This window comes from Pseudomonas trivialis (assembly GCF_001439805.1).
Classification (GTDB): domain Bacteria; phylum Pseudomonadota; class Gammaproteobacteria; order Pseudomonadales; family Pseudomonadaceae; genus Aquipseudomonas; species Aquipseudomonas trivialis.
This window is the reverse complement of the sequence record NZ_JYLK01000003.1, coordinates 91346-114996: the sequence shown is the minus strand read 5'-3', so window position 1 is coordinate 114996 and position 23651 is coordinate 91346. Positions and strand designations below refer to the sequence as shown.

Here is a 23651-nt window from a genome sequence, read left to right as displayed (position 1 = left end):
GAAACCTTCTTCGAGGAATGCTTGTCGTTATTTGCTGTATGGCAGGGATAGCGGCGGCGGATGAAAAGAACATCCTGGTAACCAGCGGCAGTGATCGGGCCACCCCGATCGCGGTAGTGCCGTTCGGCTGGCAGGGCGGCAGCGTGCTGCCGGATGACATGGCCCAGATCGTCAGCGACGACCTGCGCAACTCCGGTTACTACGCACCGATCCCAAAGGGCAACATGATCAGCCAGCCCACCCAGGCCAGCGAAGTCAGCTTCCGTGACTGGAAAGCAGTGGGCGCGCAGTACCTGATGGTCGGCAGTATCACACCGGCCGGCGGTCGCCTGCAGATCCAGTACACCTTGTTCAACGTGGCCACCGAGCAGCAGGTTTTGACCGGCAGCGTGTCGGGCACTGCCGAGCAACTGCGCGACATGGCCCACTACATCTCGGACCAGTCGTTTGAAAAGCTCACCGGCATCAAAGGCGCGTTCTCCACGCGCCTGTTGTATGTCACGGCTGAGCGTTTCTCGGTGGACAACACCCGTTACACGCTGCAGCGCTCGGATTACGACGGTGCACGCGCCGTGACTTTGCTGCAATCGCGTGAGCCGATCCTGTCGCCGCGTTTTGCACCGGATGGCAAGCGCATTGCCTATGTGTCGTTCGAGCAGAAGCGTCCGCGCATCTTCGTCCAGCACATCGATACAGGGCGTCGTGAGCAGATCACCAATTTCGAAGGCCTCAACGGTGCACCGGCTTGGTCGCCCGATGGTTCGCGCCTGGCATTCGTGCTGTCCAAGGACGGCAATCCGGATATCTACGTGATGAACATGGCTTCGCGCCAGATCAGCCGCGTGACCAGCGGTCCTGGCATCAACACTGAACCGTTCTGGGGCAAGGATGGTTCGACCATCTACTTCACCTCCGACCGGGGCGGCAAGCCACAGATCTATAAAACGAGCGTGGGTGGTGGTGGCGCAGAACGCGTAACCTTCATTGGCAACTACAATGCCAATCCGAAGCTTTCGGCCGATGAAAAGACGTTGGTGATGATTCACCGTCAGGATGGTTTCACTAATTTCCGGGTTGCGGCCCAGGATTTGCAGCGCGGAACCGTAAAAATCCTTACAGATACCAACCTTGATGAGTCAGCCACTGTTGCGCCCAACGGCACCATGGTAATCTACGCCACCCGCCAGCAGGGCCGGGGAGTCTTGATGCTCGTGTCCATTAATGGACGCGTAAGGCTCCCGCTTCCTACCGCACAAGGCGAAGTCAGAGAACCATCCTGGTCCCCTTACCTGAACTGACGCGGCGCTACAAAAAAAGAGATTTGCTTAACACACTGGGGTTCATTAGGAGTTTCACGATGGAAATGCTGAAGTTTGGTAAGTTTGCTGCTCTGGCTCTGGCTCTGTCCGTAGCCGTTGGTTGCTCGTCCAAAGGCGGCGACAACGCCGGTGAAGGCGCAGCTGTTGATCCAAACGCTGGTTACGGCGCTAACACGGGTGCAGTTGACGGCTCCCTGAGCGAAGAAGCTGCTCTGCGCGCTATCACCACTTTCTACTTCGAATACGACAGTTCGGACCTGAAACCAGAAGCCATGCGCGCTCTGGACGTTCACGCCAAGGACCTGAAAGCTAACGGCGCTCGCGTTGTTCTGGAAGGTAACACTGACGAACGTGGTACTCGTGAGTACAACATGGCACTGGGCGAGCGTCGTGCGAAAGCCGTTCAGCGCTACCTGGTACTGCAAGGTGTTGCTCCAGGCCAACTGGAACTGGTTTCCTACGGTAAAGAGCGTCCAGTTGCTACTGGCCACGACGAGCAGTCCTGGGCTCAAAACCGTCGCGTCGAACTGCGTAAGTAATTCGTCATGCGAACGTGCCGTCGTGCTCTAACTGTATTGGCTCTCAGCCTCGCACCGCTTGCGGTGTGGGCTGCGGTTCCTGTAACGGACAGCAACTCAGGCTATAACAATAGCGGGAGCAGCTATCCGCCAGCGGGTTATGGCACGAACGGCGCCTATGCCGGGGGGGCGGCGACGTCCGCCCCTTCGGCACAGGGCGAACTGTTCAATCAGCTGCAACGCATGCAGGATCAACTGGCGCAGCAACAAGGCACCATTGAAGTTCTGCAGAATCAAGTGAATCAGCTCAAGCAAGAAGGCCTGGAGCGTTACCAGGATCTTGATCGACGTATTGGAGCCGGTGTTACACCTGCCGCTACTCCTGATAATTCTTCTGCCGGTGGCGCGCCAAGTGCCGCTGCCGGTGGTGCAGCAGCAGGGGCGGCTGCCAGCCAGGCCCCTGCCGCGAGCAGCGAACCGGGCGATCCGGCGAAGGAAAAACTGTATTACGATGCAGCCTTCGACCTGATCAAGGCCAAGGATTTTGACAAGGCCAGCCAGGCATTTGCCGCTTTCCTGCGCAAATACCCAAACAGTCAGTACGCGGGCAATGCCCAATACTGGTTGGGTGAGGTCAACCTGGCGAAGGGGGATCTGCAAGGTGCCGGCCAGGCGTTTGCCAAGGTCAGCCAGCTGTACCCCAAGCACGCCAAGGTGCCGGATTCTCTGTACAAACTCGCTGATGTAGAACGCCGCCTGGGTCATACCGACAAGGTCAAAGGCATTCTGCAGCAGGTAGTGGCCCAATATCCGGGTACTTCAGCTGCACAGTTGGCCCAACGGGATCTGCAGCGCTTGTAAGCCATGCAGTCCGTTTAGAAGAAACCCGCGCCTGGCGCGGGTTTTTTCGTTAGAATCCACGCCCTTTTATGACACCCGCTTCCTCGGGTCGGCGCATTGGCGCAACCCCTTGAAGTGCCTGACGGAGGCGGACAGCCTGTTTAGCTGTTACGCCCGTGGCGACTATGCAAGACACATTACGTATTACCGAAGTTTTTTACTCGTTGCAGGGTGAAACGCGAACTGCCGGCCTGCCCACGGTTTTTGTACGCCTCACCGGTTGCCCGTTGCGTTGCCAGTACTGCGACAGCGCTTACGCCTTCAGTGGCGGCACCGTGCGTACCCTCGACGACATCCTCGAGCAGGTTGCCGGCTACCGGCCACGCTACGTCTGTGTGACGGGCGGTGAGCCCCTGGCCCAACCCAATGCCATTCCTTTGCTCAAGCAGTTGTGCGACGCCGGCTACGAGGTGTCTCTGGAAACCAGTGGTGCGCTGGATATCTCTACCGTCGACCCGCGTGTAAGCCGCGTGGTCGACCTCAAAACACCGGGCTCCAGGGAAGCGCACCGCAACCTTTACGAGAATCTGGATTTGCTGACGGCCAACGATCAGGTCAAGTTCGTCATCTGTTCCCGTGAAGACTACGACTGGGCCAACTCCAAGCTGATCCAATATGGTCTGGACCGTCGCGCTGGTGAAGTACTGTTCTCTCCCAGCCATCACGACCTGAACGCCCGCGACCTGGCAGACTGGGTGGTGGCGGACAACCTGCCGGTGCGCCTGCAATTGCAGTTGCACAAGTACCTGTGGAACGACGAGCCTGGCCGCTGAGAGGGCCTGGAAACGGCCACAATGGCAGATGCAACGCGGTATTTCTGATTTATTTCAAATAAGGTGTTGAATAATCCTTAGAAATCAGTATTATACGCGCCACCACACAGCGGGTCGTTAGCTCAGTTGGTAGAGCAGTTGGCTTTTAACCAATTGGTCGTAGGTTCGAATCCCACACGACCCACCATATTTGGCGGTTTAGAAAATCCGGAAGGCCCACGCAAGTGAGGATTTCCGGGTTTTTTTTTGCCTGGTTGAAAGTTCAAAATCAACCCGCTGTCAATCGTTCCCCATTCTGGATAAATTGGAGACTGCTCAACTCACGACAGGGATCGTCATGACTACGCTTTCGCCTATCAGCTCCAGCCTCGCCCCGACGCTGCGCCCCTTGGGTCAGCCGCTTGCTGCGACGCCAACCCCTCCTCTGGTTGGCGATCGACCTTCATCAGTTGTCAGTCTGGGCGCTGTGGTTTCCGACACGCTTTCCGACACCTACTCCCGCCGTGGACAACTGCCTGGCCAAGCGCTGGTGCTGGCCTGGGAAAATAACAGTCACGACGCCTTGAGCAAGGCGATCGGCACCAATTTCAATGCGTTATCCAGTGCCAGCCGCTTCAAAGGCCTGGGCGAAAGCCTGGTGGCGCAGTTTGCCGAGGGCGGTACGAATATTTCCCAGTCGGTGCTGTATGCCGGCACTGAACATGCTGGCGAACTCAAGCTCAACCAGTCGCTGCTGCACAGCAAGGCCGACAATCTGGTCAGCCTTAACATCAAGACCGCCAGCGGCAAGACCATCACCTTCAGTTTATCCAGCCAGAGCGATGGATTGGGTGTTCAGGCCACTGTGAACGGCGGCACCTTGAGCGACGATGAGCTCAAGGCCGTCGGTCAATTGAGCAGCGCTTTCCAGGCGGCGGTCGACGGGCTGACTGCCGTTCCGCCGAAACTCGACCTGGGCGGCCTGACCCGGTTCGATTCAAAAGTATTGGCGTCCGTCGACCTCGACGCCAAGTTGGAGATAGCGGACGCGCAGCAGCAGACCCTCGCGTTTCACGCCGACAATCAGAGCCGCACCCTCCGTATGAGTGGTGCGGATGGTGAATTGAGCCTGGCGGTGGACCTGAAAAACGCTGCGATCCTTGGCGAAGCTCAGCAACAGGCCAAAGCGCTGAAAGGCTACCTCGCGCAGTTTGATCGAGTGCAGGAGCGAGGCAACGCCAAGGCGCCATTGATGGGCATGTTCAAGGACGCGTTCAGCGCGCTGAACAGCAATTATCCTCAAGGTGCCGCTGCACCCGAGGCGCTGACCCGAAATCCGGCGGATCAGCGCCTGCTGAGTGGTCTGGCTGACTTCAAGGCGTCGATCACGCAGGCCAGCGAGGCTTCCAATCCGATGCGTCCGTCCGAGGTCGACAACTTCGCCTATAACGTGACGCAGAACACCCGCGTGGGTGGCAGCGGCACGTTGGACCGCAGTGTGATCCAGGATCAGCAATCGAGGCTGTCCGCCAGTTTCCACAAGGATCTGGCCGGCGGAAGAAACCCGGCGCTGGGCACCACGGCCGAATCGCAGAATTACCTCTATGTGCAGGTCGAGGACAAGGCCAGCAGTTCGACCCACTTGGGGTATAAGGAAGGCATGCTGACCCATGCTTCTGTATCCCAGTCCGCGAGCCAGGATACCCGTACGCAAAAATACGTGATGGGCAAGCAGGTCGACGAGACGTTCGTGCCCAGGCACGCCTCGGCCAGGCGTGACTACGTGTCATTGCTGGAACACGCCGCAAGGGAAAGCAATAAGTCCAGGCAGGCGTTGGAGGAATCCACGCTCAAGGAGGCATTGGCGAACATGCATGCCTCTGTGCTGCTGCAGGAGGATCCCTCCTCACTGTCGCGTTGACAGCGTCCCAAAAAACAGGAAACCGGGTTTCCTGTTTTTTTTGCCTGGCAGATGCGCACGCCAGCCCCAGATTAGGCTTTTGAATCCATTCGATATTCTGTAGCCTTGCGCAGCTTCACCCGTGGTTGATGAATACAATTTACTTCGTCCGGCGGCGCCCGAAGGGCTCCAGAGCCGGTGGTACACTCGACTTTCGCGCAACTGCGCCTGCAGGTCTTGCGAACATGACGCACATTTCCGAACGCCTACTGGTTCAAGCCCATCTCGACGCCAAGCAGCCCAAGGCCCTCAGCGCCGACGAAGAGGCCGGTCTGCGCGTTGCCATCGCCGCCGAGCTCAACGCTCAGGACGCGGTGCTGGTTGCCCACTTTTACTGCGATCCGGTGATTCAGGCCCTGGCCGAAGAAACCGGTGGCTGCGTCTCCGACTCCCTGGAAATGGCGCGCTTTGGCGCTGCTCACCCGGCCAGCACGGTACTGGTGGCCGGCGTGCGATTCATGGGCGAGACCGCCAAGATTCTCACCCCTGAAAAACGCATCCTCATGCCGACCCTGGAAGCCACCTGCTCCCTGGACCTTGGCTGCCCGGTGGATGAGTTTTCGGCGTTCTGCGACCAGCATCCCGAGCGCACGGTGGTGGTGTATGCCAACACCTCGGCAGCGGTCAAGGCCCGTGCCGACTGGGTGGTGACTTCCAGTTGTGCGCTGGAAATCGTCGAGAGCCTGATGGACAACGGCGAAACCATCATCTGGGGCCCCGACAAGCACCTGGGCACCTATATTCAGCGTCAGACCGGCGCCGACATGCTGCTGTGGGACGGTGCCTGCATCGTCCACGAAGAGTTCAAGTCCAAGCAGCTCGAAGACATGAAAGCACTGTACCCGGACGCTGCCATCCTGGTGCACCCGGAGTCACCGACCGCCGTGATCGAACTGGCGGATGCGGTGGGTTCCACCAGTCAACTGATCGCCGCCGCGCAGCGCCTGCCGAACAAGACCTTCATCGTGGCGACGGATCGCGGCATTTTCTACAAGATGCAGCAGCTGTGCCCGGACAAGGTGTTTGTCGAAGCGCCTACCGCAGGCAACGGCGCCGCATGCCGCAGTTGCGCGCACTGCCCGTGGATGGCGATGAATACGCTGGAGCGCACGTTGCAGTGCCTGCGTGAAGGCAGTAACGAGATATTCGTCGAGCCGTCGGTGATCCCCCATGCGGTGCGCCCGCTCAAGCGCATGCTGGATTTCACCCAGGCTGCGCGGCTCAAGCTGGCCGGCAACGCCTGACGCAGGTGTGAACACGGAGGTTTTATTTTTTCTGCTTCGGGATTCGCACCAGTTGCGTGTCCGAGTAGATGTCATGCCAGCTGCGTTTGTGCCTATCGAACAGTGGCCAGGCAAACCCAAGCCCCACGCACAGCCACGACGCAATCGATACCATAAAGCGCAGCAGCGCCTGCCACAGGCTGATACGCGAGCCGTCGGCGTTCTGTACGCGCACGCCCCAGACCTGCATGCCCAGTGTCTGCCCGGAATGAGTCCAGAACTTGGCAAAAAAGCCGAACAGCACAAACAGCAGGAGGGTCGACAGTATCGGGTCACCGTCCAGCGCGCCGGACTCGCTCAGCGTGCGCATGTTCGCCTCGCCCACGAACGCAATCCACACCAGTTTGTAGATAAAGGCGGTGACGATCAGCAGCGCAGTGCACAGCAGAGCATCATAGAGCATTGCTGCCAGGCGACGAGCCAGTCCGGCGGCGGGGAACGCGCCCTGGGGGCTCAGCAGGGGCTTGGGCATGGCAAGGCTCTCGCACAAAAATACGCAGTTTACGGAATCGCGCCCATAAAAAAGCCCCTGATGTCATATCAGGGGCTTTTTGTTGCAGGGGAGGGATCAGCCTTCCGCTTGTACTTCGTCAGCCTGCATGCCCTTTTGGCCTTGCACAGCAACGAACGTCACTTTCTGGCCTTCTTTCAGGCTCTTGAAGCCGTTGCCCTGGATAGCGCGGAAATGCACGAACAGATCCGGACCGCTTTCTGGTGTGATAAAACCAAACCCTTTTTCGTCATTGAACCACTTGACGGTACCGCTCTGACGTGTGGACATTTCTTCTTTCCTTTGACGCTAAAAATTAATGACAGCCCCTTTCACATGAAAGAGTACTGGGCTGGGTTGCAGGAAAGTAAGAGACGTCGAACGGGTTGTAGCAAACTACATCAGCTACTGCCCAGGTCCAGGTTCCAAGCGACCCATGCAAACACAGTGGGCAAACTCTACGCCAACTAACGCAGAAAAAACAAGCCCTGCCATACCCCCAGTATTTACTCGGCCCCGTGGCATTTTGAGCAACAAACCAGCGCGATCTTATTCGATAGATAAGTTCACTTGTTATAGGTGATTGCCTATAAGAAACTCTATCGAAGATGCACTGTTTTATGGCGGCTGCGTGACAGTTCAGTGCACGTTAACGCAGCCGCGTTACTTATAGAAACAACCAGTCAGCCGCGATAGTAACGCTGCGGCACAAATGGCATTTTACTTACACGCAATGGCACCTTTTTCCCACGCACCAATGCAGACACCTCGGTATCCAGCGCAGTGAACGTGCTGTCCAGATAACCCATTGCCAGCGGGCCGCCCAAGCTCGGGCCAAAGCCTCCGCTGCAGATGCTGCCAATAACGGTGCCCTGTTCGTCGACGATCTCTGCGCCTTCACGCACGGGTGTCCGTTCCTGAGGCAGCAGACCTACGCGCTTGCGGTTTACGCCGGCCTGTTGCTGGCTGAAGACGTGCTCGGCGCCCGGGAAGCCGCCGGCGCGCGCGCCGTCGCTACGACGAGCCTTGGAGATGGCCCACAGCAGGCTCGCTTCAATCGGCGTGGTGTCTGTGTTCATGTCATGGCCGTACAGGCACAAGCCGGCTTCCAGGCGCAGGGAGTCGCGGGCACCGAGGCCGATGGGCTGCACTTCGGTTTCGGCCAGCAGGCTGCGCGCAAGGCTTTCGGCATTGGCGGCGGGTACGGAGATTTCAAATCCATCTTCACCGGTGTAGCCCGAACGGCTCACGTAGCAGTCAACCCCCAGCAGGCGAACGCTGGCGAACTGCATGAACGTCATGCGGGTGACGTGCGGCGCCAGGCGCGCCAATACCTTTACCGCCGCCGGTCCTTGCAGGGCCAGCAGCGCGCGCGCTTCGAACAGCGGTTCGATACTGCATTGATCACCGATGTGTTTGCGCAGGTGCGCGAGGTCCTGATCCTTGCAGGCGGCGTTGACCACCAGGAACAATTCGTCGTTACCCAGGTTGGCCACCATCAGGTCGTCGAGAATGCCGCCCTGTTCGTTGGTGAACATCGCGTAGCGCTGCATGCCTACCGGCAGGTCGATGATGTCGACCGGCACCAGTGTTTCGAGGGCTTTGGCGGCATTGGCGCCGCTGAGGCGGATCTGGCCCATGTGGGACACGTCGAACAACCCGGCATGCTCACGGGTATGCAAGTGTTCCTTCATCACGCCCAGCGGGTATTGCACCGGCATGTCGTAGCCGGCGAAGGGCACCATGCGCGCGCCGAGTTCGAGGTGCAGGGCGTGCAAGGGGGTTTTCAACAGATTGTCGGTGGACATGTTCAGCTCCTGAAAAAGTGCGAAGTGTGAGAGGGAGCAAACTCCCTCCCAGCTCAGGCGTAGCTTTCGATGGACGGGCAGGCGCACACGAGGTTGCGATCGCCGAACACGTTGTCCACGCGCCCAACCGGCGGCCAGTATTTGCCATCGATCAGCGACGCAACCGGGTACACCGCCTGTTCACGGCTGTACGGGTGGCTCCACTCGCCCACCAGTTCCGCCGCGGTGTGCGGGGCGTTTTTCAGAGGGTTGTCATCCTTGTCCAGCGTGCCGTTTTCCACTGCGCGGATCTCTTCACGGATAGCGATCATGGCCTCGCAGAAGCGGTCCAGTTCTTCCCGTGATTCGCTTTCGGTCGGCTCGATCATCAACGTGCCGGCTACCGGGAACGACATGGTTGGCGCATGGAAGCCGAAGTCGATCAGGCGCTTGGCCACGTCATCCACGCTGATGCCACTGCTGTCCTTGAGCGGACGCAGGTCGAGGATGCATTCGTGGGCCACCAGGCCGTTGCTGCCGGTGTAGAGCACCGGGTAGTGCTCTTCGAGGCGACGGGAAATGTAGTTGGCATTCAGGATCGCCAGCTGCGAGGCCCGCTTGAGGCCAGCGCCGCCCATCATGCTGATGTACATCCAGGTAATCGGCAAAATGCTTGCGCTGCCGAACGGCGCCGCGCACACCGCACCTTCCTTGCGTGCCATGGCCGCGTGGCCCGGCAGAAACGGCGCCAGGTGCGACTTCACGCCAATCGGGCCAACGCCAGGGCCGCCGCCGCCGTGGGGGATGCAGAACGTCTTGTGCAGGTTCAGGTGGGACACGTCGCCGCCAAATTTGCCCGGTGCGCAGAGGCCGACCATCGCGTTCATGTTGGCGCCGTCGATGTACACTTGGCCGCCGTTGTCGTGAATGACGCCGCAGATTTCGCGAATGCCTTCTTCGAACACGCCGTGGGTGGACGGGTAAGTGATCATCAGCGCAGCGAGGTGCTCGCGGTGCTCGATGGCCTTGGCGCGCAGGTCGTCGATATCGACGTTGCCGCGAGCGTCGCAGGCGGTGACCACCACGCGCATGCCGGCCATGTTGGCGGTGGCAGGGTTGGTGCCGTGGGCCGACGAGGGGATCAGGCAGATGTCGCGGCGTTCATCGCCACGGCTCTGGTGATAGGCACGAATGGCCAGCAGGCCGGCGTATTCACCCTGGGAACCGGCGTTCGGTTGCAGCGAAATCGCATCGTAGCCGGTGGCCGCGCAGAGCATGGCTTCCAGGTCGGTGGTCAATTGCAGGTAGCCGGCGCTTTGCTCGGCCGGGGCGAACGGGTGCAGGGCGCCGAATTCGGCCCAGGTCACCGGGATCATTTCACTGGCGGCGTTGAGCTTCATGGTGCACGAGCCCAGCGGGATCATGGTGCGGTCCAGTGCCAGGTCCTTGTCGGCCAGTTTGCGCAGATAGCGCATCAGCTCGGTTTCGGAATGGTAGCGATTGAACACCGGGTGGGTGAGGATCGGCGACTGGCGCAGCAAGGCTGCTGGCAGAGCGCTTTCAGCCTGGGCGAAAACCGGCAGGGCGTTGCCATCGGCGAAGATCGACCACAGGGTTTCGATATCGGTCTGGGTGGTGGTTTCGTCGACCGACAGGCCTACGCGTTCGGCATCCACCACACGCAGGTTGATGCGCTGGGCGCGCGCCTTGTCGTGCAGGGCGGTGGTGTTGGCGCCGGTGTGGAGGGTGAGGGTGTCGAAGAAATGTTGCTGCTCCACCTTCAGGCCCAAGGCACCAAGGCCTTTGGCGAGGATCGCGGTGAGGTGATGAATGCGCTGGGCGATTTGGGTAAGCCCCTTGGGCCCGTGGTACACCGCGTACATGCTGGCGATGTTGGCCAGCAGCACCTGGGCGGTGCAGATGTTGCTGGTGGCTTTCTCGCGACGAATATGTTGCTCGCGGGTCTGCATGGCCAGGCGCAGGGCCGGCTTGCCGAAACGGTCCACGGAAACGCCCACCAGACGGCCAGGCATGTCGCGCTTGAACGCATCCCTGGTGGAGAAGTAAGCCGCGTGCGGTCCGCCGAAGCCCAGGGGCACGCCAAAGCGTTGCGCGCTGCCGATGGCCACGTCGGCGCCGAACTCGCCCGGCGGGGTCAGCAGGGTCAGTGCCAGCAGGTCGGCGGCTACGGCCACCAGCGCATTGGCGGCGTGGAAGCGCTCGGTGAGCTCACGGTAGTCGAACACATCGCCGTTGCTGGCCGGGTATTGCAGCAGTGCGCCGAAGAAGGCACTCACGTCGCTCAGCTCGCGTTCATCGCCCACCACCACGTCGATGCCCAGTGGCTCGGCGCGGGTGCGCAGCACATCCAGGGTTTGCGGGTGGCTGTGGATCGACGCGAAGAAGGCATGGCTGCCCTTGTTCTTGCTCAGGCGCTTGCAGAAGGTCATGGCCTCGGCGGCGGCGGTGGCTTCGTCGAGCAGGGAGGCGTTGGCAATCGGCAGGCCGGTGAGGTCGCTGATCAGGGTCTGGAAGTTCAGCAGCGCCTCCAGGCGGCCCTGGGAAATCTCCGGCTGGTAAGGGGTATAGGCGGTGTACCAGGCCGGGTTTTCCAGCAGGTTGCGCAGGATCGGCGACGGCGTATGGCAGTTGTAGTAGCCCTGGCCGATGTAGGTCTTGAACAGTTGGTTCTTGCCGGCGATGGCCTTGATGCTGGCCAGTGCCTGCGCTTCGCTCAGGCCGTCTTCCAAGCCGAGCACGCTGGTGCCCTTGATGCTTTCCGGGATCACGCTGGCGCTGAGGGCTTCGAGGGAGTCAAAACCGAGGCTGGCGAGCATGTGCTGCTCGTCCTGCGGGCGCGGGCCGATATGGCGGGCGATGAATTCGTTGGCAGTGCCGAGAGTGATGGTCATGGTGGGCTCCTCAAGCTTCAGCGTTGGCTTTGATCAGGCGATCGTACGCGTCCTGATCGAGCAATTTGGCGACCGCCTCGGCATCGGCCGGTTTGAAGCGGAAGAACCAACCTTCGCCCATCGGGTCTTCGTTGACCAGTTCCGGGCTGCCATCGAGCTTGTCGTTCACTTCCAGCACTTCGCCATCCAGCGGCATGTACACGCCGCTGGCTGCTTTCACCGACTCCACGGTGGAGGCTTCAGCGCCTTTGGCGTAGGCCTGCAACTCCGGCAGTTGCACGAAAACCACATCACCCAGCGCGTTCTGCGCGAAAGCGGTGATACCCACGGTGACGCTGCCGTCGGCTTCGGCGCGCAGCCATTCGTGATCTTCAGTAAAACGCAACTCGCTCATGGAAACTCCTGGTGCAAGAATCGGAATGATGGGAGTTGATTAGCAATATCGCGGCCAATATGAATAAATCCATATAAATCAATGCCTTGATAAATATGAATATAACCTTGGACACATTGTGTGTAGCGATATCGTTACGGGCAGGCCGCTGAAAAAAAGCCTATGTGGATCAAAGCCTTGCAGGACGCGTTAAAACAGCGGGTGTAGCGATATCGTTCCGCTGTAGCGCTTTCAGTACACTGGATGTCGTTCCTGGACCAAAACTCAAGGGCGAAGTGCACTCCCACCTTTTGAACGGTGCCCGGCTTCAGGGTTTGTTGGGGATGCCGTACTTGCGCAGGCGATGGGCGATAGCCGTGTGGGAGGTCTGCAGCCGGCTCGCCAGTTGGCGTGTCGAGGGGTAGCGGCTGTAGAGTTTGTCCAGCAGGTCGCGCTCGAAGTCTTCTACCGCCTGTTCCAGGCTTTCTACCTCGCCGTCGCTCTGGCGCGCCACGGACGTGCCGGCGATATCCAGGTCGCCGATGTCCACCAGGCTGCTTTCGCAAATGGCCGCGGCGCGGAAGATCACGTTCTGCAATTGCCTGACGTTACCCGGCCAGCGGTTGTCGAGCAGGGCCGGGTAGGTGCCGGGCGCCAGGCGACACACCGGGCGCTGGATCTGCGCGCAGGCCTGCTGCATGAAGTAGCGCGCCAGCAGCAGGATGTCCTGGCCGCGCTCACGCAACGGCGGCACTTCGATATTGAGTACATTGAGGCGGTAGAACAGGTCTTCGCGAAAGGTGCCCTCGCTGACCATTTTTTCCAGGTCGCGGTGGGTGGCGCTGAGGATGCGCACATTGACCTTCACTTCGCGATCACCACCCACTCGACGAAAGCTGCCGTCGTTGAGAAAACGCAGCAGCTTGGCCTGCAGGTATGGCGACATTTCGCCGATCTCATCGAGAAACACCGTGCCCTGGTTCGCCAGCTCCATCAGCCCCGGTTTGCCGCCGCGCTGGGCACCGGTGAAGGCACCTGGGGCGTAGCCGAACAGCTCGCTTTCGGCGAGATTTTCCGGCAGCGCCGCGCAGTTGAGCGCCAGGAACGGCGCGTTGTATCGCGCACTGATCGCATGGCAGGCACGGGCCACCAGCTCTTTGCCAGTGCCGGTTTCGCCCTGGATCAGCAGCGGTGCATCCAGCGCTGCCACCCGTTGCGCCCGCGCCTTCAAGGTGCGGATCACCGGCGATTCGCCCAGCAGCGCGTCAAACCCTTCGGCATGGTCATGGTGCAGCGCCGACAGTTGCTCGCCGATGCGGTTGGGCTGGTAAAGGGTCAGCAGCGCGCCGGCATCGGTGATTGGCGTGGCATCCAGCAACAGGGTCTGGCCGTTTACGCTGATCTCGCGCAAGGGCAGGCGAAAGCCGTGTTCGAGCAAGGTGTCGAGCAGCGCCGGGTCATTGAACAGCTCACTGATGCTATCGCCTGCAGGTTCGCGTCCATACAGCGCAATCAACGCCGGGTTGGCCAGCAGGATCTTGCCCGCGCTGTCCAGGGCCAGCACCGGGTCGGTCATGGCGGCCAGCAGCGCATCGAGCTGCAGATGGCGGCGCTGCCCGGGGAGAATGTCGACTACCGTCACCGCCTGCACGCCCTGCACGCTGAACAGCGCGTCGCGCAGCTCTTCGAGCACCGCGGCGCTCAGGGTGGGGGCGTCGATATACACGTTGGGCGGCACCATCTCCACTGCATCCAGGTTGAGATTGCGCCCACCGAGCAGGGCCAGGACCTCCTGGGTGATGCCGACGCGGTCGATAAAGCTGACGTGGATACGCATGGGGCGCTAGTAATTCTGGAGCGGGAGGCGGCAAGTATGCCTTGCAGATGACGGAGATCAAAATGTGGGAGCGGGATTGCTCGCTCCCACAGGGGGGGGCGGTGTTCTTACTCCAGGTGCTCGGGTTTTACCGGGTCACCGGACTTCACGTCCAGTTGATGGCGCACATCCTCGAACATCTGGTCGTATTGCTTGTGCATCGTGCCATTCAAGACTGCGGTTTTCGGCATGCCGTACCTGTAGGCGATGTGCATGGCGTGCCGGGCAAAATCGAAGGCCTGGTCCTTGGGCAGGAAAAATTCCTCGTCGAGGTCCTTGCCCTGCACCGAACCGTGCAGCTTGAACAGCATGCCCGTGCCTTCCTTTGGGTCCTGGCTGACGGCGTAATCGATGTGCAGGTTGTAGCTGTAGTCGTCCTGGTTGAGCGCATGGCGCTCGACATGCAGGTGTCCAGGTTCAAAGGTGGCCATCGGCATCTCTCCTCTATGTCACAGATAGGTGAACCGCTTCCACAGCTCTGACCGCGTACAGCCGTTGAAATGCGATCCGCTTAACGCTGTCGCGCGGCAAACGGAGAGACTCTGTGGCAAGCCCGCTCGCCACAGGGATGTAACTCATGCGCAGTCGGTATTCGACAGGAGCAAACCCTGATTTACCACTGCGCCCGATGCGAGCCCAATGCCTGCGCCGGCAAATCCCATTGCAACGGCGTGCCGCTGATGTTGAGCGGCGCCAGCAGCCGATGCGCCGGGCCCCAGGCGGTCTGCTCCACCACCAAGCCCTGATCGCAAGCGCTCGCTCAAGACCTGGAGGGCGCCGGCCCCGTTGAAGGTCGGCGCGGTGGCGGGCAGTGCGAGTGCGGCTTGGACGGTGTTGAGCAGGTCAGTCATCAAGGGCACTCCGTAAGAGAAGGACCACTATAGAAGATCATCACACCGCTGTGACAACCCCGGGCACCAACGGCAGGTCGATGCTCGCTATAAACCCGCCGTCGGCATGGTTGGCCAGGATCAGGTTGCCGCCGTGACGCTCGGCGGCACGGCGCGCGATCGCCAGGCCCAGGCCGTGTCCCTGGGCAGTCTGGCCGGGCGCGCGGTAGAACGGCTCACCGAGCTGGCTCAGGTGCGCGGCGTCGACGCCCTGGCCGTGGTCGCGCACGCTGATCAGGATGCGCTCGCCCTGAAGCTGTGCCTGCAACTCGATGGGCTGTCCGGGCGGGTTGAAGCGTTGGGCGTTGCGTAGCAGGTTATCCACCGCGCGCTCGATCATGGTCGGCCAGCCCTTCAGGTGCAGGTTCGCGGCAGCGGTGAGTTGCACCGTTTGTTCCGGTGCGCTGAGCTGGGCATCTTTTTGCAGGGTCTTGAGCAGCAGGTTGAGGTCGATGTCCTCGACGCTGGCGTTGTCGGCATCCACCCGCGCCAGCACCAGGATCTCGCTGATCAGCGCTTCCAGGCGGTCGCATTCGCGGGTCAGGCGCGGCCAGAGTTTTTCCCGCTCTTCGCTGCCGGCACGTTCGGCCAGGGCCAGGGCGATACGCAGGCGTGCCAGTGGCGAGCGCAGCTCGTGGGACACATCGCGCAGCAGTTGCCGCTGACTGCCGATCAGGCTTTGCAGGCGGGCGCCCATGCGGTTGAAGTCGGTGGCGAGCACGCCGAACTCATCGCGCCGGTTGGCCAGGCGCGCCAGGCTGTTTTGCTGATAGGTGGCCTGGCCCAGGTCATGCACCGCGCCGCGCAGGCGGCTCAGCGGGCGCGTGATGGAGAGCGTGACGAACAGGCTGAACAGGGTCAGCACCACCAAGGCAATCGCCAGTGCGCTCAATGGCCACGCCAGGCTGCTGCGGTGCCATTGGTCGAGTTCCGGGTGCGGAATACGGTAGATGAACAGGTAAGTGTCGCCGGTTTTTTCGCTGGTGTACTCGGCGGTCAGGCGCCGCCAGGGCAGGGGACCGTCCTGCCCGTCGGTCTGGCGTGCTTCAAACGCGGCGGCCCTTTTTGGAAAGGTGCCGCGTACCACCGCTTCGCCGCTTTCGTTGAGCACCTGTACATCGATGTGGTACTGGCGCTTGCGCTGTTGCAGCAGTTGCTGCGCGGCATCCTCGCCCTGGGCTTCGTACAGCTGGGTCCACTCTTCGGCCAGGTTGCTGACGCCGGGATGACGGCTGAGAATCCAGGCGTCCTGATTGAGCATGTGCCCAAGCAGCAGCGACAACCCGGCAACCAACGCGATGGCCAGCCAGAAACTGGCGAGGATGCGCCAGAACAATGAACGCACGGGAAACCCTCAAACAGGAAAAGCCCAGCGGCGCACGGCCGCTGGGCTGGGGGGAGTAACACTAGGGCATTATTGCGCTTTTTGCGGCTGTTGCGCTTTCCAGGCTTTGAATTCTCGCCATTCGGCACGACGCTGGTCCTGCTTTTTGACGATTTCGTCAAACTGCTTCTGCTGCTCGGGTGTCAGCACGGCGCGAATGCTGCTCTGGGTTTTCTTGCGGCTGGCGTCCTTCTCATCCTGCATGGCTTTCTGGTCGGCGGCCGGCATTTTGTCGAGGTACTTCTCGACCAGTTCGCGACGGCCTTCCCTCTGCTCGCGCATCAGGCGGTCGATCTGCTGATGCTGTTCGGGGGTCAGGTCCAGCTCGCGCAACGGACCGCCGCGGCCACGTGGGCCATGATCAGCGCCCGGGCCTGGGCCACCCATCATGCGACCTTCAGGGCCGCCCATCGGGCCGGCGCCAGGGCCTGGACCTTCCGGCATGGCAGCCATGGCAACGGCGGGCAGGGCAGTGGCGAACATCAGAGCGATAAGGGTCTTGCGCATGGTGATTCTCCTGTCTCTATTCCGGTGAGTCCGGATGTGAGTAGAGTACGGCGATCAAGGTCAGCCGCTGTCAGCGCAGGGTAAAGCTTCGGTAAAGACAGTTTGGCGGGCGCCTGACAAAACTGCCACGGCGAATGGCGCTAGAGGCAGTTTCGTGGCGGTGGGGCTTGTCCTGTGGCGAGCAGGCTTGCCCTGCGTCGGGCTGCGCAGCAGCCCCACCACCAGGCTCTGAGGTTTCCTTAATGGGGGGCGCTTCGCACCCCAACGCGAGGCAAGCTCGCTCGCCACAGAGGTATTCGCTGATTCACAGAGACCGGCGTGGCATTTAGAGGCTGTAGTAGTAGCCGCGACTGCGCAGCGCCACGATCCGTGGCCGGCCATCCGGGTGCGGGCCGATTTTTTTGCGCAGGTTGCTGACGTGCATGTCCAGGCTACGGTCGTACAGCGTCAGCTTGCGGCCCAGGGCGATCTGCGCCAGTTCCTGTTTGTCCAGCGGCTCGCCGGGTTGGCGCAGCAAGGCTTCCAGCAGGCGGCTTTCGGAGACGGTGAGGGCGAACTCCTGCTCGTCGATGCTGACCACGCCGCGCACCGGGCTGAAGCACAGGTCGCCGAGCTCAAGCTGGGTGGACACGGCGGCCGGGTGGCTGCGGCGCAGCACCGCGCGCAGGCGGGCGGTGAGTTCGCGGGGGTCGCAGGGCTTGGCCAGGTAATCGTCGGCGCCCAGTTCCAGGCCGAGGATGCGGTCCAGCGGTTCGCCCCGGGCCGAGAGCATCAGCACCGGCAGGTCCGGGTGGTCGTTGCGCAGTTGCTTGAGCAGTTCCAGGCCACTGCCGTCGGGCAGCATCACGTCAAGCACCACGGCGGCGGGCGCGCTGTCGGCCAGGGCGTTACGGGCGCTCAAGCCATCGTGGCAGGCGCGCACCTGGAAACCTTCCTGGCTCAACCAACTGGTCAGCAGCTCGCAGAGCTCCTGGTCATCGTCTATCAGTAACAGCTCGCTCATGACTCACTCAATTTAGCCATTGTCGACGGCGACGGTGCCCACCGCTGGCGAAGATCCCGCACAGCAGGGCGATCAGGGCAACGGCGGCGCCAGTGACAAACCACTGCTGCTGCTCGGTGAGCCAGCGGCTCAAGGCCCCGCCCTGGGTTTCTTTAAGCTGCTGGGCCAGGCGTTGGTTCTCCTGACGCAAACGGCTCAGTTGAGCGCTTTCACGGTTGGTGTCCGCAGTTTGCAGTTGCCTGCTCAGTTCTTCACGCAGCCGTTCACTTTCTTTCAAGCGTTGCTGCAACTCGTTCATCTGGCTGCCCGCACTCAGAGACAACGGTGTGGAGCTGCCGTTGTTCGAGGTTTCTTCAGCGTGGGCCGTGGCCCCGGCCATGATGACTGCCAACAGACACAACTGAGGTAAGCGCATCGGAACTCCTGATTCCACACGAATATTCAGAATGTTGTCGGCAGGTTACCGGGAATAATGAACAATTAGGAGCGCGCCGAACCGATAAGGTTCGGCGCCGCCTGAATCAAGGCAGGACTTGCTTGAACGGTTTGACGGTGACGTTCGCATACACGCCCGCCGTGACATACGGATCGGCGTCGGCCCAGGCCCTGGCATCGGCCAGGGACGCGAACTCGGCGACGATTAGGCTGCCGCTGAAACCGGCGTCGCTCGGGTCATTGCTGTCCACCGCCGGGTGAGGGCCGGCCAGTACGATCCGGCCTTCGGCTTGCAGCACTTTCAGGCGCTCGACATGGGCCGGGCGCACGGACAGGCGTTTTTCCAGCGAGTGGGCAACGTCGGTGGCAATGATGGCGTAGAGCATGTCAGTCCTCGGTTTTCGGCGTGGTGGGGTCGGTGTCATGCAGGTGGCGCGACAGGTAGATGCCCTGAGCCACCAGGAACAGCACGGTCATGCCCAGGCTGCCGAAGACTTTGAAGTCGACCCAGTAGTCCTGGAACGTAAAGGCGACGAACAGGTTGGCGGCGCCGCAGAACAGGAAAAACACGATCCAGGCTATGTTCAGTCGGGTCCACACAGGCTCCGGCAGGGTCAGCGCGTGGCCCATGATCCGCTTGATCAGCAGGCGGTCACCGATGAAGTGGCTGCCGATAAACGCCAGGGCGAACAGCCAGTTCACCACCGGGGCTTTCCATTTAAGGAAGGTTTCGCTGTGGAAGGCCAAGGTCAGGCTGCCGAAGACGAGGCAGGCGATCAGGGTCAGCCATTGGCTTTTTTCGAGTTTGCGCTGGGAGATAAAGATGGCGCCGTAGACCACGACAGAGCTGATGATCAGCACGGCGGTGGCGCTGTAGATGCCACCGAAGGTGAGTTCGTGGCCGGCCAGATCGATGACCCGAGGGTCGAGTTTGTAAACAATGAAAAACAGCAACAGCGGGATGAAGTCGATGAATTGTTTCACAGTAAGAGCCAGAAGCTGGATGTGGCGGCATAATAACAAACATCCTTGGTTGCGATAGCGCCAGCTGACTTGAGGTTACAGACCCCCGTGAATGTTGATTTGCACTGCCACAGCACGGCCTCCGACGGCGCCCTGGCGCCTGCGGTACTGGTTGCGCGTGCGTTTGAAAAAGGCGTGCGAGTCCTGGCGTTGACCGACCACGATACCGTTGAAGGCCTCGACGAGGCCCGCGCGACAGCCCAGAGCCTGGGCATGCAACTGGTCAATGGCGTGGAGTTATCGTGTACCTGGGGCGGCGCCACCATTCATGTGCTGGGCTACGACTTCGACCAGAACGCGCCGGCGCTGGTCGCCGCCATCGCCCAATTGCACGATGGTCGCTGGCTGCGGTCCGAAGAAATAAGCCGCAAGTTGAGCCTCAAAGGCATGCCCGGCGCCCTCGATGGCGCCCGCGCCATCCAGCAGGAACTGGGCGACAGCGGCAATGCGCCGGCCCGGCCGCACTTCGCCGACTGGATGGTGCGCGAGGGGTTCGTGAAGGACCGCGCCGAAGCGTTCCGCAAATGGCTGGGCGCCGGCAAACTGGGCGATGTGAAGCAACATTGGCCGACTCTGGAAGATACCGTGCAGACCCTGCGGGCTGCCGGGGCCTGGGTCAGTCTGGCGCATCCCTGGCATTACGATTTCACCCGCAGCAAGCGCCGCAAGCTGATTGGCGACTATATGGGTGCCGGCGGCCACGCGATTGAAGTGGTCAACGGGCATCAACCCGCCGATCAGGTGGGCAGCCTGGCGATCCTTGCCCGCGAATTTGGTCTGCTGGTCAGTGCCGGCAGTGATTTCCATGGCCCAGGCGGCTGGTCCGAGATCGGCGAGTACCGCGCGATCCCGGAAGATTTGCCGCTGTTGTGGGGGCGATTCAAGCATGACCCCATTATTGCCACCGTCTGAACAGGTAGAGCACGTGAGCCAATTCTTCCAGATTCATCCGGAAAACCCCCAGGCGCGCCTGATCAAACAGGCGGTCGAGATCATCCGCGCCGGCGGCGTGGTGATCTACCCTACCGATTCGTCCTACGCTATCGGTTGCCAGATCGGCGACAAGAACGCGGTCGAGCGTGTAAGACGCCTGCGTGACCTGGACAAAAACCACAACTTTGCGCTGATCTGCAGCGACCTGTCCCAACTGGGCCTGTTCGCCAAGGTCGACACCGGCACCTTTCGCTTGCTCAAGGCCCATCTGCCCGGGCCCTACACCTTTATTCTCAACGCCACCCGCGAAGTGCCGCGCCTGTTGCTGCACCCGAAGAAACGCACCATCGGCCTGCGCGTGCCCGAGCATCCGATTGCCCTGGCGCTGCTGGCCGAGCTGGGCGAGCCGCTGATGAGCGTGTCGTTGATCATGCCCGGCGACACCGAGCCGCTGGAAGACCCCTACGAAATGCGTCAGCTCCTGGAAAAACAGGTGGACCTGATCATCGACGGCGGCTTCGGCGGCGGCAAGGCCTCCACCGTGATCAATCTGGCTGACGGCGAGCCGCAGGTGGTGCGGGTCGGTTGCGGCGACCCGACGCCCTTCATGGTCGAGGCCTGAATGTCGGCCGTGGAAACCGCCGACCCCCAGGCGGGCGCCCAGCAGGAACTGCCCTTTGCCATGGTCTACGGCCAGGCCGTGATGGAAATGCCGCTGGACCTGTACATCCCGCCGGACGCCCTGGAAGTGTTCCTTGAAGCTTTCGAAGGCCCGCTGGACTTGCTGCTGTACCTGATCCGCAAGCAAAACATCAACATCCTCGACATTCCGGTGGCGGAAATCACCCGCCAGTACATGGGCTATGTCGAGTTGATGCAGTCGGTGCGCCTGGAACTGGCTGCCGAGTACCTGGTGATGGCCGCCATGCTTGCCGAGATCAAGTCGCGCATGCTGCTGCCACGTTCCGAAACCGTCGAGGCCGAGGAAGACGACCCGCGCGCCGAGCTGATCCGCCGCCTGCAGGAATACGAACGCTTCAAGGCGGCCGCCGAAGGCATCGACGGCCTCAGCCGCGTCGGCCGCGACGTGGTGGTACCCAAGCTGGACGCGCCCGAGGCCCGTGCGCGCAAGCTGTTGCCGGACGTGAGCCTGGAGGAATTGCTGATGTCCATGGCCGAAGTGCTGCGCCGTGGCGACATGTTTGAAAGCCACCAGGTCAGCCGCGAGGCACTGTCGACCCGCGAGCGCATGAGCGACGTACTCGAACGCCTAAAGGGCGGCGGGTTTGTGCCGTTTGTCGAGCTGTTCACCGCCGAGGAGGGGCGCCTGGGTGTAGTGGTCACGTTCATGGCGATCCTCGAACTGGTCAAGGAATCCCTGGTCGAGCTGGTGCAGAATGAGCCTTTTGCGGCTATCCACGTGCGGGCGCGAGCCGAATAAAGAGCTGAATCGATGAATCTGACTGAACCCCGTGAACTGGCGCCGTTGCTGGAAGCCTTCCTCCTGGCCTCGGGCAAGCCGCAATCTCTTGAGCGCCTGTTCGAACTCTTTGAAGAGGCCGAACGTCCCGAGCCGCCGGTGTTCAAGAAGGCGCTGGAGATCCTGCGCAAGTCCTGCGACGGCCGCGCCTTTGAATTGCGCGAGGTGGCGTCGGGTTATCGCCTGCAGATCCGTGAGAAATTTTCCCCGTGGGTCGGCCGCCTGTGGGAAGAACGCCCGCAGCGCTATTCACGGGCGATGCTGGAAACCATGGCGCTGATCGCCTATCGCCAGCCGATCACGCGGGGCGAAATCGAGGATGTGCGTGGCGTGGCGGTGAACAGCCATATCGTCAAGACCTTGCTGGAGCGCGAATGGATCCGCATCGTCGGCTACCGCGACGTACCGGGTAAACCGGCAATGTTCGCCACCACCAAGGTGTTCCTCGACCATTTCAACCTGAAGAACCTCGACGATCTTCCGCCCCTCGCCGAATTGCGCGAGATGGAAGCCGAGCCGGTGCTCGATTTCGATGATGCGCCGGTGCCCGCGAGCCTGCAGGAACTGGCCGATGCGAGCGCCGAGCCTGAAGAGCCGAAGGACGAAACCAGCTTCCATACCTTGCTGCTGGAACTGGACGATATGGAGCAGGGCATCAAGACCGACTTCGATGATCTGCTGCGAGAGGGCTCTGCCGAGCCTGAATCCTCGTTGAGCGTTGAACCTGAAGCCCAGGCAGAACCCGAAGAAGACCGTCTCGGCGTTGCGGCCGCCCGGGAAAAACTCCTGGCCGCCGTTGCGGCGCTGGCCCCCCCTCAATTGAGTGACGAAGAGGCCGAAGCCCAGGCCTTGGCTGAAGCGATCGAGAACGAGCGCCGTTCGTTGGAACCCTGATTTTCCCGCCTGCCTACCTGTTAGTTCTGACAGTTGTTCCACCCCGGTGCCCGGCGTTTACTTGCCGAACGCCATTGCGCTTGTGCCTTTTCATTCTGCGGTGGTGGCAGTCCCTCTCTTTTGATAAGGATGATCCATTATGAAAAGCACTCGTCGATACCTCGTGGCTTCATTGGGCGCGATAGCGTTAATGGGCCTGGATGCCTTTATCTCTGCTCAAGCACTTGCTGCGACCTATAACCCGCTCGGTGGTGATGTCAGCGTCAAAATCATCGATGGGGCCGCGCCCACTGGCGCTATTGGTGTAAGTACCGGGCCAACCGGAGTGGAGCGTCCCGTGTATTTCCGCCCGGGTTCGTCTGATGCGTTATTCATCGGGGCCAGCAACATGCTGCCGGCCGGGTGCAAACCCACGGCGTTCAAGGACGATGACGGCACAACCATTCCTGTCTTGGTCAAGCTCGACTGCAATGGCAAGCCTTGGCAAGCCAAACTTTCGAAGACTGGCAAAGTATTCAGTGTCAAACCTCTGCCGTAATCCAGGGTAAGGTGCTGTCTGTGTCAGGTGCTGGCGCAAGAATGCCGCCAGCACCCACGGAGGATCGCCCATGAGTTCCAGCAAAGACCCCTGCATCAGCATCTGCAAATTCAGCGACGACATCTGTGTCGGCTGCGGCCGCAGCAAGCGCGAAATCCGTGTCTGGAAGAAACTCGACAAGGTCGACAGACGCACGGTGCTGGCCGAAGCCGAACTGCGTCTGCTCGCGCTGGGCGCCACCGGTCGGCGGAAAAGCAAATGACCGGGGCCTTATCGACTACTCTGTGATGCGCAATGCGCGCCATACGCGTATGATTCGCGACCCTTTGCCGACGCAGTCGCGCAAAGCCCCGCTTTCAACATCCTTCAGGCCAGGCCTGAATCGACCCACCGG

General features: G+C 61.1%; 26 protein-coding genes and 1 tRNA gene. 13 read left to right on the top strand and 14 right to left on the bottom strand.

Translation table 11 applies throughout. The annotated features are described in order from the left end of the window. Nucleotides 1–17 precede the first annotated feature (17 nt). From tolB to nadA, 7 genes are all read left to right on the top strand, one after another. On the top strand, nt 18–1298 hold the full coding sequence (gene tolB, locus TU79_RS06025; RefSeq protein ID WP_032871425.1) for a Tol-Pal system beta propeller repeat protein TolB: 1281 nt from the start codon (nt 18–20) through the stop codon (nt 1296–1298). 59 nt (nt 1299–1357) lie between these two features. Next, nucleotides 1358–1858, top strand: a complete 501-nt coding sequence (gene pal, locus TU79_RS06020) for a peptidoglycan-associated lipoprotein Pal (RefSeq protein WP_003209827.1) — start codon at nt 1358–1360, stop codon at nt 1856–1858. Nucleotides 1859–1864: 6 nt separating this feature from the next. Beyond that, nucleotides 1865–2698 carry a tol-pal system protein YbgF gene (gene ybgF / locus TU79_RS06015; RefSeq protein WP_003237697.1) on the top strand — a complete coding sequence of 278 codons (834 nt, stop codon included), beginning with the start codon at nt 1865–1867 and terminating at the stop codon, nt 2696–2698. Nucleotides 2699–2862: 164 nt separating this feature from the next. Next, the gene (queE, locus tag TU79_RS06010; protein WP_057007164.1) at nt 2863–3510 is read left to right on the top strand and encodes a 7-carboxy-7-deazaguanine synthase QueE; all 648 of its coding nucleotides are present in this window, start codon (nt 2863–2865) and stop codon (nt 3508–3510) included. Between the two features lie 111 nt (nt 3511–3621). After that, nucleotides 3622–3697 (top strand) — tRNA-Lys (locus TU79_RS06005). A gap of 150 nt (nt 3698–3847) precedes the next feature. After that, nucleotides 3848–5410, top strand: coding sequence for a lactate dehydrogenase (locus tag TU79_RS06000; protein ID WP_231986870.1), 1563 nt, complete (start codon nt 3848–3850; stop codon nt 5408–5410). Nucleotides 5411–5634: 224 nt separating this feature from the next. After that, nucleotides 5635–6693, top strand: a complete 1059-nt coding sequence (nadA, locus tag TU79_RS05995; protein WP_057007162.1) for a quinolinate synthase NadA — start codon at nt 5635–5637, stop codon at nt 6691–6693. Nucleotides 6694–6715: 22 nt separating this feature from the next. On the opposite strand, the gene TU79_RS05990 is transcribed toward nadA, so the two are convergent. The 14 genes from TU79_RS05990 to TU79_RS05930 all read right to left on the bottom strand — a co-directional run bounded on the left by TU79_RS05990 (nt 6716) and on the right by TU79_RS05930 (nt 19373). Then, the gene (locus TU79_RS05990) at nt 6716–7204 is read right to left on the bottom strand and encodes an RDD family protein (RefSeq protein ID WP_057007161.1); all 489 of its coding nucleotides are present in this window, start codon (nt 7202–7204) and stop codon (nt 6716–6718) included. 96 nt (nt 7205–7300) lie between these two features. After that, nucleotides 7301–7513, bottom strand: a complete 213-nt coding sequence (locus TU79_RS05985) for a cold-shock protein (protein WP_003237709.1) — start codon at nt 7511–7513, stop codon at nt 7301–7303. A 392-nt stretch (nt 7514–7905) separates the two neighbouring features. Then, on the bottom strand, nt 7906–9030 hold the full coding sequence (gcvT, locus tag TU79_RS05980; protein WP_057007160.1) for a glycine cleavage system aminomethyltransferase GcvT: 1125 nt from the start codon (nt 9028–9030) through the stop codon (nt 7906–7908). 53 nt (nt 9031–9083) lie between these two features. Continuing rightward, entirely contained in the window at nt 9084–11921 is a 2838-nt protein-coding gene (gene gcvP / locus TU79_RS05975; protein WP_057007159.1) for an aminomethyl-transferring glycine dehydrogenase, read from the bottom strand. A gap of 10 nt (nt 11922–11931) precedes the next feature. Next, on the bottom strand, nt 11932–12315 hold the full coding sequence (gcvH, locus tag TU79_RS05970; protein ID WP_057007158.1) for a glycine cleavage system protein GcvH: 384 nt from the start codon (nt 12313–12315) through the stop codon (nt 11932–11934). Between the two features lie 307 nt (nt 12316–12622). Next, nucleotides 12623–14131, bottom strand: a complete 1509-nt coding sequence (locus TU79_RS05965) for a sigma-54-dependent transcriptional regulator (RefSeq protein ID WP_057007157.1) — start codon at nt 14129–14131, stop codon at nt 12623–12625. A 107-nt stretch (nt 14132–14238) separates the two neighbouring features. After that, nucleotides 14239–14601, bottom strand: a complete 363-nt coding sequence (locus tag TU79_RS05960) for a DUF5064 family protein (RefSeq protein ID WP_057007156.1) — start codon at nt 14599–14601, stop codon at nt 14239–14241. A gap of 144 nt (nt 14602–14745) precedes the next feature. Further along, a complete protein-coding gene (locus tag TU79_RS25965; protein ID WP_139136751.1) occupies nt 14746–15021 on the bottom strand; it encodes a hypothetical protein in 276 nt (91 codons plus the stop codon). A 40-nt stretch (nt 15022–15061) separates the two neighbouring features. Further along, complete coding sequence (locus tag TU79_RS05955) at nt 15062–16405, bottom strand: sensor histidine kinase (RefSeq protein WP_057007155.1); 1344 nt, start codon at nt 16403–16405, stop codon at nt 15062–15064. A gap of 69 nt (nt 16406–16474) precedes the next feature. Further along, nucleotides 16475–16951: a Spy/CpxP family protein refolding chaperone gene (locus TU79_RS05950; RefSeq protein WP_015372834.1), complete on the bottom strand. Its 477-nt coding sequence runs from the start codon at nt 16949–16951 to the stop codon at nt 16475–16477. A 325-nt stretch (nt 16952–17276) separates the two neighbouring features. After that, entirely contained in the window at nt 17277–17954 is a 678-nt protein-coding gene (locus tag TU79_RS05945; RefSeq protein ID WP_057007154.1) for a response regulator transcription factor, read from the bottom strand. A gap of 7 nt (nt 17955–17961) precedes the next feature. Then, entirely contained in the window at nt 17962–18369 is a 408-nt protein-coding gene (locus tag TU79_RS05940) for an SH3 domain-containing protein (protein ID WP_057007153.1), read from the bottom strand. Between the two features lie 106 nt (nt 18370–18475). Next, nucleotides 18476–18775, bottom strand: coding sequence for a YciI family protein (locus tag TU79_RS05935; RefSeq protein ID WP_057007152.1), 300 nt, complete (start codon nt 18773–18775; stop codon nt 18476–18478). A 1-nt stretch (nt 18776) separates the two neighbouring features. Further along, nucleotides 18777–19373, bottom strand: coding sequence for a septation protein A (locus TU79_RS05930; protein WP_057007151.1), 597 nt, complete (start codon nt 19371–19373; stop codon nt 18777–18779). Nucleotides 19374–19460: 87 nt separating this feature from the next. Here TU79_RS05930 and TU79_RS05925 point away from each other — a divergent pair, with 87 nt between their 5' ends. From TU79_RS05925 to TU79_RS05900, 6 genes are all read left to right on the top strand, one after another. Further along, on the top strand, nt 19461–20324 hold the full coding sequence (locus tag TU79_RS05925; protein WP_057007150.1) for a PHP domain-containing protein: 864 nt from the start codon (nt 19461–19463) through the stop codon (nt 20322–20324). Between the two features lie 13 nt (nt 20325–20337). Next, on the top strand, nt 20338–20967 hold the full coding sequence (locus TU79_RS05920; protein ID WP_057007149.1) for an L-threonylcarbamoyladenylate synthase: 630 nt from the start codon (nt 20338–20340) through the stop codon (nt 20965–20967). Further along, the gene (locus TU79_RS05915; protein WP_003193795.1) at nt 20968–21786 is read left to right on the top strand and encodes a segregation and condensation protein A; all 819 of its coding nucleotides are present in this window, start codon (nt 20968–20970) and stop codon (nt 21784–21786) included. A gap of 12 nt (nt 21787–21798) precedes the next feature. Then, nucleotides 21799–22719, top strand: coding sequence for an SMC-Scp complex subunit ScpB (gene scpB / locus TU79_RS05910; protein ID WP_057007148.1), 921 nt, complete (start codon nt 21799–21801; stop codon nt 22717–22719). Between the two features lie 139 nt (nt 22720–22858). Continuing rightward, the gene (locus tag TU79_RS05905; protein WP_057007147.1) at nt 22859–23257 is read left to right on the top strand and encodes a hypothetical protein; all 399 of its coding nucleotides are present in this window, start codon (nt 22859–22861) and stop codon (nt 23255–23257) included. A 70-nt stretch (nt 23258–23327) separates the two neighbouring features. After that, complete coding sequence (locus TU79_RS05900; RefSeq protein ID WP_057007146.1) at nt 23328–23519, top strand: DUF1289 domain-containing protein; 192 nt, start codon at nt 23328–23330, stop codon at nt 23517–23519. The last annotated feature ends 132 nt before the right edge of the window (nt 23520–23651 follow it).